The following is a 12,591-nucleotide window of genomic DNA, read 5'->3' on the forward strand; positions in this document are numbered from 1 at the left end:
AAAAAGCGAGTGTTTGTTAAAACATGATATTATTGATCTAATTAAAAAAGTCGGTATTGAAAAGTAGTTTTTATTAAAAAGTTTTAGGTAGATATTTGAGTATAAAAACTAGCTTTTTAGCTCTTCTTTTTGTGACCGTCCAAGTAATGCCATTGCAGCTTGTTTGGGTTCTTTATTTTCATAAAGAACTTGATAAATTTGTTCGGTTATTGGCATATCAACATGGTATTTTTGGGCTAGTAACCAGACTTCTTTGGTATTATTACGCCCCTCAACAACTTGTGCAATGGCATCTTGGGCTTCTTGAATTGATTTATTTTGACCAAGTAAAATTCCAAAACGACGATTACGGGATTGATTATCTGTGCAAGTTAAAACAAGATCACCAAGTCCTGCCATTCCCATAAAGGTTGCAGGATCTGCGCCCAATACTTCACCTAATCGCATCATTTCGGCAAGTCCACGGGTAATTAACGCTGTTCTAGCATTAGCTCCAAAACCAAGACCATCAGATAATCCTGCGCCAATAGCGATAACATTTTTAATTGCACCACCAAGTTGCACACCAATAAAATCTTTGCTGCTATAAACACGAAAGCTTTTACTGCAATGAAATAAATGTTGTAGTTGAGCTAAAAACTGATCATCAGTCGATGCGACAGTTACTGCTGTAGGTAGGCCGGATGCTACTTCTTTGGCAAATGTTGGGCCTGAAATAACTGCTAATGAAATTTGATTACCTAAAATCTCTCTTGCGACATCTTGTAATAATCGACCTGTATCAACTTCTAGTCCTTTTGTTGCCCAAACTATTTTAGTCTCTTTGCGCAAAAAAGGTTTGATTTGCGTTAGTGTGCTTGCAAAAGCGTGGCTTGGTACCACTATGAGTAAAATAGGTGCAGCTGAAACTGCTGTTTTTAAATCACTTTCAATTTGTAATAAATCTGGAAAAGGAATATCGGGTAAAAATTGTTTATTTTGCCTATCATGCTGCAAAATGGTCATTTTATTTGGGTTATGTCCCCATAATAGAGTGGAATGACCATTTCGTGCTAGTAAAATAGCTAAAGAAGTCCCGTAGGAGCCTGCGCCAATTACTGTAACTGCAGCATTTTTTTTCATAATATTCCAATAAACTTATCGTTAATTAACTAAAACATTATTATTGTAATGTTTCGGTCGATTCCGCTTGTTGTTGCTGTTGTTGAAGATAATTAATGAATAAAGCTTCAAAATTTACTGGTTCTAAATTTACTTGAGGGAATGTTCCTTTGTTAACTAAACTGGAAATAACTTCACGCGCGTAAGGGAACAAAATATTTGGGCAGTAAGCGCCAACACAATGTTGAATTTGGCCGTCGTCAAATCCGATAAGTGAAAAAATACCTGCTTGAGTTACTTCACAAATATATACTACCTCATCTTGTTGTTTTGCCGTTAAAGTGACACGTAGCGCAACTTCGTACACATTTTCACTTAATGTTTGTGAAGATGAGTTTAACTCAATATTTAATTCCGGTTGCCATTGCTTGGTAAAAATTTCAGGAACATTGTTAGTTTCAAATGAAACATCTTTAGTATAAATGCGTTGAATAGCAAATTGTGTTTCGGGTTGTTGTGTATTGTTTTGTTCTGTCATAATAAAACCTTATTTTTATAAAATTATTTTCTAACTAATGGTAAATTTTCGCCGTTCCATCCTGCAATGCCATCTTTTAAGGCATGAACATATAAAAAACCTTGTTTAACAAGTATTTCACCTATACCTGCTGATGATAACCCATTCTCATCGATCAAAATAACAATTTTCTCTTTAAATTTTTCAATTGTTTTTGCACTCGCATTTTTAATGTCGATAGGTAAAACATTGTGAGAATCTGTGATATGTCCTTTTTTAAAACTATCCGCAGAACGAATATCAATAATAACGGCATCTTGCTTATTAATCATCTGGATAGCTTGTGCATTATTAATAATTTTAACTTTAGATAGTTTTCCTTTAATGGTTAATACAATGATTGCAATAAATAAAACTATCCAACCTAATGAAAGTAAAAGATGGTTTTTTACAAAAGGTATAATTTCGAGTGTAATAAATTCCATACTTGTATGATTACCTAATTTTTTAAATATAAGTATTGATTATAACTATATTATGTACTGAAATACAGTACCAAAAGAGAAATCTTATTCTATAAAAATAGGGATTATTAAATTTTAAGGAAAAAATAAATGTATATTCGAAAGTTTATTTTCATGTTTTGTTTATTTTGTTGTTCAATTTTCCCTGTTTGGTCTGATGACAATTCTGATTATATCAATCAGCAAATTGATATAGATAATTCTTATCCTTATATAGAGCAGAACTTAAGTGATTTACATCGTTATATAGAAAATGGTGATTATCATAAAGTTTATAGTGATTATGTGAAATTGATGAAGAAAACTGAACTTTATTTTCCCAAGAAAGTTTATGTTCAGCGTTCCCTTGCTTGGTTAATTTTAAATGGATATGGTACCGAGCAAGATCTACATAAAGCGGTTGATCTTTATTATGATGTTTATCGAGATTTCAATCAATTTAATCATGATTTGATGATGAGCGAGGTGAATGCTGCACATTATATTAGTCAACAAGAAAAATTGTGGAATTTAATGTTTGTTGATATTGTTTCAAATAGCCATTATGTTTCTGCAAAACAAAAGTCAGACTTATTTGCAACTTTATTTCCTAATAATCCAAATGTATTAATCCAATTTAATGAACAAATTTCTGAGTTAAAGAAAACAAAACTTCGTAACGTAAAAATCAAACATCCTGAATATTTTCCTCACTATTACTATGATCCTGATTTAACTTGTCGTGATTTTTTGCGTGAGTTTGATGCAGATGCACCCGATTTCTTTAAATATAATGATTGTATAAAAAATGACAAAGGACAAGGAAAACCGCTTGAAGTCATTTATAAAATTGAAGGTAAATATGCTAAACAAGCACATCAGTATTTAGCTAACACCATGGGAATAAGTGAACTGAAATTAATTTGCTGTTATTGGGGTACGGATGGTTATCCCTCTACATCATTCGTAAATCCTAAAGATCATATGCTGTATAGTGTGGTATTTAGTTCAGAAGAAACGATCGAGTATGACTGGAATAAAATAACTTTTTATTTGAGCATTAAAGCACTACGAGAAGATATATAGGACATAAAAATTGGTTTTAATTTTTATGTGACTATTTTGGTGCATTATTTTGGTGCTTGTTGCTTTATTTTAGTGCAATTGTAATATTTATGTTACTATAGCTGCTTATAAAGCTACTAAAAAATAGAGTTAAAAAATTGGCATCATATTTGCATATAATCTAATAACTCGGCAAGAACGCCTTTTAAACTGAACAATTATTATTTGTCCTTAATGGAGAAGCTACATGTCTACACAAAAAGTTTTAAAATTGATTAAAGAAAATGATGTAAAATTTGTTGATTTACGTTTTACTGATACTAAAGGTAAAGAACAACACGTAACTATCCCTGTTAATCAAATTGATGATGATTTTTTTGAAGAAGGCAAAATGTTTGATGGATCATCAATTGCTGGTTGGAAAGGAATTAATGAATCAGATATGGTATTAATGCCTGATGCCTCAACGGCGGTAATTGATCCATTTTTTGAAGATGCAACATTAAATCTACGTTGTGATGTATTAGAACCAGCAACGTTGCAAGGGTATGATCGTGACCCTCGTTCAATTGCTAAACGAGCTGAAGAGTTTTTAAAATCATCAGGTATTGCTGATACCGTTATTTTTGGGCCTGAACCAGAATTCTTTTTATTTGATGATATTCGTTTTGGTTCGCCAATGTCAGGTAGCTTTGTGCATATTGATGATATCGAAGCTGCTTGGAATTCTGGTACTAAATATGAAGAAGGCAATAAAGGTCATCGCCCTGGTGTGAAAGGTGGTTATTTTCCACTTCCTCCGGTTGATTCATCACAAGATATTCGTTCTGAAATGTGTTTAATTATGGAACAACTTGGTTTAGTGGTTGAAGCTCATCACCATGAAGTGGCAACCGCGGGTCAAAACGAAATTGCATGTCGTTTTAATACGTTAACCAAAAAAGCTGATGAAGTACAAATCTATAAATATGTAGTACAAAATGTTGCACATGCTTATGGTAAAACAGCAACATTTATGCCAAAACCAATGTTTGGTGACAATGGTTCAGGTATGCACTGTCACCAATCATTAGCGAAAGATGGTGTAAATTTATTTGCTGGCGATAAATATGCAGGTCTTTCTGAAATGGCATTATTCTATATTGGCGGTATTATTAAACACGCTAAAGCAATTAATGCATTTACTAACCCTGCGACTAACTCTTATAAACGTTTAGTACCAGGCTATGAAGCGCCAGTTATGCTTGCTTACTCTGCGCGTAACCGTTCTGCATCAATTCGTATTCCTGTTGTAACTAGCCCTAAAGCTCGTCGTATTGAAGTTCGTTTCCCAGATCCAGCTGGTAATCCATATTTATCTTTTGCTGCACAGTTAATGGCTGGTTTAGATGGTATCATCAATAAAATTCATCCTGGCGATGCTATGGATAAAAACTTATATGACTTACCACCAGAAGAATCTAAATTAATCCCACAAGTTGCAGGTTCACTAGAGGAAGCTCTCAGCGCACTAGACGCGGATCGCGAATTCTTAACTCGTGGTAACGTATTTACTAACGATACTATTGATGCTTATATCGATTTAAAACGTCAAGATGTTGATCGTGTACGTATGACTCCACACCCAGTTGAGTTTGAAATGTACTATAGCTTATAAGTTATTTTTAAAATAATTTAAATCACTAAACCACCGCTAGCATGCGGTGGTTCCTAAATCAGGACGGAAAACCGACGATGACATTTGCTAATGAATCTGATGCTAATCTTGTTCTCGATTCAATGATTACAAGTATTTTACTACTTGATAAAAAACTCAATATTCTTTACGTCAATACTGCAGCACAACAGTTATTAGCACAAAGTAACAAAAAAATACTAGAAAGTTATTTTCCAGATTTATTAAGTTATTTTTCATTAGATATTAATTTAATGCTTGGTGCATTAGAACAAAATCAAGGTTTTACCGATAATGAAGTTAATTTAGTTATTAATAATGAACTACATATTTTATCGTTGACCGCTCAGCTATTGGGTAATGGTCGTATTTTAATTGAGATGGTTCCATTAAATAATCATAAACGCCTTAGTCAAGAACAACTGCAACAAGCTCAGCAAAATGCGGCTCGTGAATTAGTTAGAGGACTTGCTCATGAAATTAAAAATCCATTAGGAGGATTAAGAGGTGCCGCTCAGTTATTATCACGTGAATTACCTAAAAATGAATTACAAGATTATACAAAAATCATTATTGAACAGGCAGACAGGTTACGAAATCTTGTAGATAGATTATTAGGACCACAACAACGATTACAACAAAAAGAGCAAAGTATCCATCAAGCAATAGAGCGAATCTATGCTTTACTGTGTTTAGAAAAGCCAATCAATATTGAGATTTTTCGTGATTATGACCCAAGCTTACCAGATTTTATTCATGACTCTGAACAAATAGAGCAAGTGATTCTAAATATTGTTCGTAATGCTTTACAGGCTATTGGTTCTAATTCTGGCACAATTACTATTAGGACAAGAACGGCTTTTCAGGTTACTTTACACGGACAACGTTACCGCTTATGTGCTCGTATCGATATTGAAGATACGGGTCCGGGTGTGCCTGTTCATATTCAAGATACCTTATTTTATCCTATGGTGAGTGGTTATGAAGGTGGTACAGGTATTGGGCTTTCTATTGCACATAATATTGTTGATCAACATCGTGGTAAAATTGAATTTAATAGTTGGCCAGGGCATACAATGTTTTCTGTCTATTTGCCAATTAAGCAGTGAGGTAAATTAAAATGAATGTTTGGATTGTTGATGATGATAGCTCCATTCGCTGGGTATTAGAAAAAGCACTAACACATGCCAATTTTAATTGTGTCTGTTTTTCGACAGGGCAAGAGGTTATGGAGGCTTTGGACACTTATGTTGAAAAACCAGTGGTGTTAATTTCGGATATTAAAATGCCGGGGCTTGATGGTTTAACATTACTTCATTATGTTAAAGAAAAATTGCCTCATTTACCTGTTATTATTATGACTGCGCATTCGGATCTTGATGCAGCAGTGAATGCTTATCAAAAAGGTGCTTATGATTATATTCCAAAACCTTTTGATGTGGATGAAGTTATACAACTGGTTGAAAGGGCGATTTCTCAAACTCAAACTAATAAAACTAACAATAATACAAGTACAAAAGCATCAACAGGAATCATTGGCGAAGCCCCTTCAATGCAAGAGGTATTTCGTATTATTGGGCGATTATCTAAATCATCAATTAGTGTACTGATCAATGGCGAATCAGGCACAGGTAAAGAGTTAGTTGCTAAAGCTCTACATACCCACAGTCCACGTTCACAATCCCCTTTTATTGCGTTAAATATGGCCGCAATTCCTAAAGACCTAATTGAATCTGAACTGTTTGGGCATGAAAAAGGCGCTTTTACTGGTGCAGCTCAAATTAGGCATGGACGGTTTGAACAAGCTAATGGTGGCACTTTGTTTTTGGACGAAATTGGTGATATGCCACTTGATGTTCAAACTCGATTACTCAGAGTTTTAGCTGATGGGCAATTTTATCGTATTGGGGGGTATTCACCCATTAAAGTTGACGTGCGAATTATTGCTGCTACACATCAAGATTTAGAAGCAAGAGTCAGAGAAGGTAAATTTAGAGAAGACTTATTTCACCGTTTGAATGTTATTCGTATATTACTTCCACCTTTACGGGATAGGTCGCAAGATATTCCAAAACTTGCCGAGCACTTTTTGTATACTACAGCAAAAGAACTTGGTGTAGAAAGTAAAATATTAAGACCCGAAGCATTAGATGTTTTATGTCGATTTAACTGGCCAGGTAATGTTCGCCAACTTGAAAACACCTGTCGATGGATCACTGTAATGTCTTCCAGCAAAGAAGTTCTTGTTCAAGATTTACCGCCAGAATTGTTGCTGTCATCAACAACTAAAACGGTTGCGACAAATGATGAATATTCAGCATTGTCTACTACCCTATTGCCACAACAACAAGCCGATTGGAAACTATTATTTGAACAATGGGCAAAACAAGCCCTTATGAGTGGGAAAACAGGCATTTTGACTGAAGTGATACATGATGTTGAATGTATCTTATTAAAAAGTGCCCTCAATTTTACTAGAGGTCATAAACAGGATGCCGCTCATCTATTAGGGTGGGGACGCAATACGTTAACTCGAAAACTTAAAGATTTATCTGTTGATTCAAATCAAAATTTTTAAATATCAATATTTTTTATGCTACCGAATAAATCGGTAGCTTTTCAGTCCTGTGATTATTGTTTACTTCTATTTATCTTGTCTTTTGTTACATATTGTGTTTTTTAATCTTTAAAGTTCATTGAACCTTATGCCTTTTTTCGTTACAATCGGAATGTAAATGATAATTATTATAATTATCTTTTCATGGATTTTTAATCAGGCCGATAATTAGGAGTTATAATGTATTCATATATTAAAACGAAGTCCATCATACTACTTACTGTATTATTTGTTTTAGTGGGATGTGATAATAAAGAAGAACAGCAATCGCCGGTAAAAACGGTGACCATTGAACATTCTCAAGGTAAAACAGAAGTTCCAGACAACCCTAAAAAAGTTGTTGTTTTTAACACTGCAACGCTTGATATTATGGACGCATTGAATATTCCTGTGACGGCAGTACCTCAATCAGATGTACATTATCCCACTTTCTTATCTAAATACGGCAGTAAAGATTACACCAATGTAGGGACTTTATTTGAACCAAATTACGAGGTATTAAGTTCTATTCAGCCTGATATCATTATTGCTGGTGGTCGTGCTAATGATGCTTATAAAAAATTAAATGATATTGCGCCAACGATTTCATTAGATATTGATTACAATGACTTTTTAGGAAGCATAACGCAAAGAACACAACAATTGGGCGAGATTTTTCATAAACAAAATGAAGCAAATAAATTATTAGCTGATTTTAATCAAAGAATAGAACAGCTAAAACCTAAAACAAGTACAGCAGGAACAGCATTAGTTATTATGGTTAATGGTGGCAAAATGTCTGCTTATAGTGCGAAATCTCGTTTTGGTTTTGTATTTGATGTGTTAGGATTCAAACCCGCTACAACTTTCCAAGAAGCTGGGCGCCATGGTAATGCTGTTACTTCGGAATTTATCTTAAGTGTTAACCCTGAGTGGTTATTTGTTTTAGATAGAGATAATGCAATTGGTAACAAAGAAGCACAATCAGCACAGCAAGTATTGAATAACGAATTAATTCAAAAAACCTCAGCATGGCAACATAACCATATTGTTTACTTAGATTCAACGTCGATCTATATTTCTGGCGGTATTCAAACTTATAGCAATTTGATGGAACAAATTAGCGTAGCTTTGCAAGCTGAGCCTGCACATTAATGTAAAGCATGATTAAATCATTTTATTTTATTGCAGGCATTTTCATTTTATTGATCATGACTGCAATAAGTTTATTTATTGGTGCCGGAAACGTGACGCTATTAGAACTATGGTCTGATAGCAACATGCGTGAGATTTTCTTTGTTAGTCGAGTGCCAAGAACGGTTGCTTTATTGTTAGCTGGTAGCGCAATGAGTGTTGCTGGCTTAATTATGCAACTGTTGACTCAAAATCGATTTGTTGAACCCTCGTTAGTTGGCACAACGCAATCGGCCAGTCTTGGTTTATTAATCATGATGGTGTTAGCTCCTGGTGCAAGTGTTATGACTAAAATGACTGTTGCAAGCTTATTTGCAATGGTTGGCACGATGGTCTTTATGGCAATTTCTCGTAAAATCATTTTTAAATCGGCACTGATGGTACCTCTTATTGGCGTTATGTTGGGCGCGATTATTAGTGCAGCGACTACATTTTTTGCCATGTATTTTGATTTGTTACAATCACTAGCAGGTTGGGAGTCTGGTGATTTTTCTGCTATTTTGCAAGGCCGTTACGAATTATTATGGTTAGTTGGCGGATTAACATTACTTGCTTGTTGGAGTGCAGATCAATTCACTGTTGTTGGGTTAGGTCGTGATTTTTCGATCAATGTTGGACTTAATTATCGTCGTGTTATGTTGACTGGACTTATTGTCATTGCATTGATTGGTGGTATTGTTGTTGTGGTTGTTGGCGTTTTACCCTTTCTTGGATTAATTGTCCCCAATATTGTCAGCTTATTATTTGGTGACAATATTCGTAAAACCATTCCATGGGTTTGTTTATTTGGCAGTGGATTGGTTTTGATTTGCGATATTATTGGGCGGATAATTCGCTATCCTTTTGAAATCCCAGTGAGTGTTATTCTTGGCGTAATTGGCGCTATTATTTTTTTAATATTGTTGAGTCGAAAACGCTATGTTAATTAATCAAAACCGTCATATTTCAAGTCATAAAAGGGTCTTTTTATTGTTTGTTATTGCATCAATGTGTGTCGTTTGTTTTATGACAATTGGTCTTAAAGGAAATATTAACTACATTTTGAAGCATCGAACTTGGATTATACTAACAATGATTTTAGTTGCCTTTTCGGCAGCAACATCAACATTACTTTTCCAAACCGTTACTAACAATCGGATATTAACACCTTCTATCATGGGATTTGAATCACTGTTTGTACTTATTCAAACTGTTGTGATCTTCTGTCTTGATGCACAAGGTATTCCCTATATTGGTGTTATTGGTCGATTTATATTTGAATCACTTTTATTAATTTTATTTTCACTATTTTTATATCGGGGTTTGTTTACTAAGCTCAAGCAAAATTTACATTTAGTATTATTAATCGGTATTATTTTGGGAACATTATTCCGTAGCTTTTCTAACCTATTACAGCGTCTAATGACGCCTTCCGAGTTTGCAATATTACAAAGCCGAATTTTTGCTACCTTTACCCGTGCCGAACCAATGTTGATTATCTTTTCATTAATTATTGCCTGTATTATTGGTTTGTTTTTATGGCGAATGCGATATCAATTTGATGTTCTGGCGTTAGGACGTGATAATGCTATAAATCTAGGCATTGATTACCAAAAAAGTGTCACCGTTATTTTATTGCTTGTGTCTGTTTTGGTTTCCATATCAACAGCATTAGTCGGACCATTTACTTTCTTAGGGCTTTTAATTGCTAATTTAGCTTATAGTGTTAGTGGATCAAGCCAGCATCGTTTTTTACTTCCCACTGCTTTTTTATTGGGGGTGATATTTCTTGTTGGCGGGCAAATGTTCTTAGAACGGGTGCTAAATATGATTGGTGCATTATCGATTGTGATTGAATTTATAGGTGGTTCATTGTTTATCTTCTTATTATTGAAAAAGGTTCCGATGTGATAGAAATTGATAATATTAGTAAAAACTATCAAACAATACCGGTATTAAAAAACGTCAATGCGACAATTTCAAAAGGTGGTATTACTGCTATTATTGGTCCAAATGGGGCTGGTAAATCGACATTATTATCGATTATAAGTCGACTATTATTTGCTGATGAAGGGCGAGTAAAAATTCAAAACATGGATGTTGTAAGCACACCAAGCGATAAGCTAGCAACCTATTTATCTGTATTAAGACAAGAAAATCGTTTTACTAGCCGATTAACTGTTTTTGAATTAGTCGGATTTGGGCGTTATCCTTATAGCAAAGGGCGCTTAACGGCTGACGATTACGAGCATATCCACCGAGCTCTTGAGTTTTTAGATCTTACGCAATATAAAGATCGTTTTTTAGATGAGCTTTCTGGTGGACAAAGGCAACGTGCTTATGTTGCTATGGTGTTATGTCAAGATACGGAATATGTATTACTTGACGAACCGCTCAATAATCTCGATATGAAGCATGCTGTCGCCATGATGAAACAATTACGCCGAGCTGCCGATGAGCTAAATAAAACAATTATGATTGTTATTCATGACATCAACTTTGCATCTGTATATTCAGACTATATTTTAGCCATGAAAAATGGTGAACTGGTATATCAAGGTACTCCACAACAGATCATGAATGAGGCTATTTTGGAAGATATCTTTGATACAGCTGTCAAGATTGAAAATATTAGTGGTCAAAATATTGCTATCTATTACTAATGATTAATGCATTTATTATTATTGATAGTATTTAGATTTTGGCTAAGTACTATTTTTTTAGAGTAGCCATCTTAAATTTTTTATAATATGAAAATATAGCTAACTTATTGACTAGACATTAGAATCAGATTTACAAATGGTTTTGATTCAGGTTAAATAACAGTATTTTAGTTGAGATTGTGTTATGAAATTAGAACAAATCGCACTTTTGGCTGGTGTATCAAGAACCACGGCGAGCTATGTGATTAATGGAAAAGCCAAAAAATACCGCGTTAGTGATAAAACAATCGAAAAAGTCATGTCGGTGGTAAAAGAGTACAATTACCAACCTAACGCAGTTGCAGCTGGACTTAGAGCAGGTAAAACCCGCACTATTGGTATTATTATTCCTGATTTAGAAAATAACAGTTATACCCGTATTGCTAATTATTTAGAACAATTGGTAAGAAAAGAAGGGTATCAATTATTACTTGCATGTTCAGAAGATAATCCACAAATCGAAAAAGAGTGCGTTAAACATCTACAACAACGTCGCGTCGATGCATTATTGATTTCATCGTCATTTGTTTCTGCCCAAGACTATCTTTTTTATGATGATTGGCGAAACGAAAAAATCCCACTATTTGCACTTGATAGAACATTATCTACAACAAAATTTAGAAACATCGTTGGTGCAGATAAACAAGACTCAACATTATTGGCTCAAGCATTCAATAATTTTGTAGAAGGCTCTGTTGTTTATATTGGGGCTTTACCTAGCTTATCGGTTAGCCAACTCCGTCTTGATGGTTTTAACGATACCAAACTTAATCGTTGCAATAAAGTTGATTTTTTATATGCAAATAATTATAGTCGTCACGATGCCGATTTAGCTTTTAGTCAATGGTTAGAACACAATGAAATGCCTAATGGTATTTTCACCACTTCCTTTTCGTTATTACAAGGAACGATCGATGCAATTTTAAGAAAATTTGGTCATTTACCTGAAAGCTTAACCATTGCGACTTTTGGTGATAACGAGTTGTTAGACTTTTTACCATGTAAAGTCATATCACTTTCACAAGATCATAAAGAAGTTGCTAACGTCACAATAAAACTTTTTTTAGACTATATGGATAATCAGAATTATCAATCTGGCACAACAATTATCCCAAGACGATTGATCTATCGCGGTAGCTTAGGACGATAATAAATTGATAAGCAAAATTTTTATTATCATTTTGACGGTTTAAATAAAAACAAGATCTAGATCACAAATAGGTTATTGATAGCCATAATTTATTGGATTATTCATGTTA

Annotated in this window: 12 protein-coding genes; 9 read left to right on the plus strand and 3 right to left on the minus strand. The window is 34.2% G+C overall.

Translation table 11 applies throughout. From position 1 onward, the window contains the following. Positions 1–108 precede the first annotated feature (108 nt). The 3 genes from gpsA to GQ596_RS03195 are packed head-to-tail and all read right to left on the minus strand — an operon-like array spanning position 109 to position 2,103. Positions 109–1,122 carry an NAD(P)H-dependent glycerol-3-phosphate dehydrogenase gene (gene gpsA / locus GQ596_RS03185; protein WP_202113730.1) on the minus strand — a complete coding sequence of 338 codons (1,014 nt, stop codon included), beginning with the start codon at positions 1,120–1,122 and terminating at the stop codon, positions 109–111. 40 nt (positions 1,123–1,162) lie between these two features. Then, positions 1,163–1,639, minus strand: coding sequence for a protein-export chaperone SecB (secB, locus tag GQ596_RS03190; protein ID WP_160400246.1), 477 nt, complete (start codon positions 1,637–1,639; stop codon positions 1,163–1,165). A 23-nt stretch (positions 1,640–1,662) separates the two neighbouring features. Further along, entirely contained in the window at positions 1,663–2,103 is a 441-nt protein-coding gene (locus tag GQ596_RS03195; RefSeq protein WP_160400247.1) for a rhodanese-like domain-containing protein, read from the minus strand. 129 nt (positions 2,104–2,232) lie between these two features. Here GQ596_RS03195 and GQ596_RS03200 point away from each other — a divergent pair, with 129 nt between their 5' ends. The 9 genes from GQ596_RS03200 to cra all read left to right on the plus strand — a co-directional run bounded on the left by GQ596_RS03200 (position 2,233) and on the right by cra (position 12,482). After that, positions 2,233–3,207, plus strand: coding sequence for a DUF4952 domain-containing protein (locus tag GQ596_RS03200; protein ID WP_160400248.1), 975 nt, complete (start codon positions 2,233–2,235; stop codon positions 3,205–3,207). 226 nt (positions 3,208–3,433) lie between these two features. Further along, complete coding sequence (glnA, locus tag GQ596_RS03205) at positions 3,434–4,843, plus strand: glutamate--ammonia ligase (protein WP_160400249.1); 1,410 nt, start codon at positions 3,434–3,436, stop codon at positions 4,841–4,843. A 77-nt stretch (positions 4,844–4,920) separates the two neighbouring features. Further along, the gene (gene glnL, locus GQ596_RS03210) at positions 4,921–5,970 is read left to right on the plus strand and encodes a nitrogen regulation protein NR(II) (RefSeq protein WP_160400250.1); all 1,050 of its coding nucleotides are present in this window, start codon (positions 4,921–4,923) and stop codon (positions 5,968–5,970) included. 11 nt (positions 5,971–5,981) lie between these two features. Next, complete coding sequence (glnG, locus tag GQ596_RS03215; RefSeq protein WP_160400251.1) at positions 5,982–7,439, plus strand: nitrogen regulation protein NR(I); 1,458 nt, start codon at positions 5,982–5,984, stop codon at positions 7,437–7,439. A gap of 219 nt (positions 7,440–7,658) precedes the next feature. After that, positions 7,659–8,612: a siderophore ABC transporter substrate-binding protein gene (locus GQ596_RS03220; protein ID WP_160400252.1), complete on the plus strand. Its 954-nt coding sequence runs from the start codon at positions 7,659–7,661 to the stop codon at positions 8,610–8,612. Between the two features lie 11 nt (positions 8,613–8,623). After that, positions 8,624–9,580, plus strand: a complete 957-nt coding sequence (locus GQ596_RS03225; protein ID WP_160400462.1) for an iron chelate uptake ABC transporter family permease subunit — start codon at positions 8,624–8,626, stop codon at positions 9,578–9,580. Then, positions 9,570–10,541 carry an iron chelate uptake ABC transporter family permease subunit gene (locus GQ596_RS03230; protein WP_160400253.1) on the plus strand — a complete coding sequence of 324 codons (972 nt, stop codon included), beginning with the start codon at positions 9,570–9,572 and terminating at the stop codon, positions 10,539–10,541. The genes GQ596_RS03225 and GQ596_RS03230 overlap by 11 nt, the downstream gene beginning before the upstream one ends. Beyond that, on the plus strand, positions 10,538–11,293 hold the full coding sequence (locus GQ596_RS03235) for an ATP-binding cassette domain-containing protein (protein ID WP_160400254.1): 756 nt from the start codon (positions 10,538–10,540) through the stop codon (positions 11,291–11,293). Before GQ596_RS03230 ends, GQ596_RS03235 begins: the two co-directional genes overlap by 4 nt. 184 nt (positions 11,294–11,477) lie before the next feature. Beyond that, positions 11,478–12,482: a catabolite repressor/activator gene (cra, locus tag GQ596_RS03240; RefSeq protein WP_160400255.1), complete on the plus strand. Its 1,005-nt coding sequence runs from the start codon at positions 11,478–11,480 to the stop codon at positions 12,480–12,482. Positions 12,483–12,591: the final 109 nt, after the last annotated feature.

It is taken from the genome of Gilliamella sp. Pra-s60 (assembly GCF_009795755.1).
GTDB lineage: Bacteria > Pseudomonadota > Gammaproteobacteria > Enterobacterales > Orbaceae > Gilliamella.

Excerpts from the sequence above, each read along its gene's own strand:
- secB (WP_160400246.1), bottom strand. The coding sequence starts at position 1,639 with ATGACAGAACAAAACAATACACAACAACCCGAAACACAATTTGCTATT.
- glnG (WP_160400251.1), top strand. The coding sequence starts at position 5,982 with ATGAATGTTTGGATTGTTGATGATGATAGCTCCATTCGCTGGGTATTA.
- glnA (WP_160400249.1), top strand. The coding sequence starts at position 3,434 with ATGTCTACACAAAAAGTTTTAAAATTGATTAAAGAAAATGATGTAAAA.
- GQ596_RS03220 (WP_160400252.1), top strand. The coding sequence starts at position 7,659 with ATGTATTCATATATTAAAACGAAGTCCATCATACTACTTACTGTATTA.
- GQ596_RS03200 (WP_160400248.1), top strand. The coding sequence starts at position 2,233 with ATGTATATTCGAAAGTTTATTTTCATGTTTTGTTTATTTTGTTGTTCA.
- GQ596_RS03195 (WP_160400247.1), bottom strand. The coding sequence starts at position 2,103 with ATGGAATTTATTACACTCGAAATTATACCTTTTGTAAAAAACCATCTT.
- gpsA (WP_202113730.1), bottom strand. The coding sequence starts at position 1,122 with ATGAAAAAAAATGCTGCAGTTACAGTAATTGGCGCAGGCTCCTACGGG.
- glnL (WP_160400250.1), top strand. The coding sequence starts at position 4,921 with ATGACATTTGCTAATGAATCTGATGCTAATCTTGTTCTCGATTCAATG.
- cra (WP_160400255.1), top strand. The coding sequence starts at position 11,478 with ATGAAATTAGAACAAATCGCACTTTTGGCTGGTGTATCAAGAACCACG.
- GQ596_RS03230 (WP_160400253.1), top strand. The coding sequence starts at position 9,570 with ATGTTAATTAATCAAAACCGTCATATTTCAAGTCATAAAAGGGTCTTT.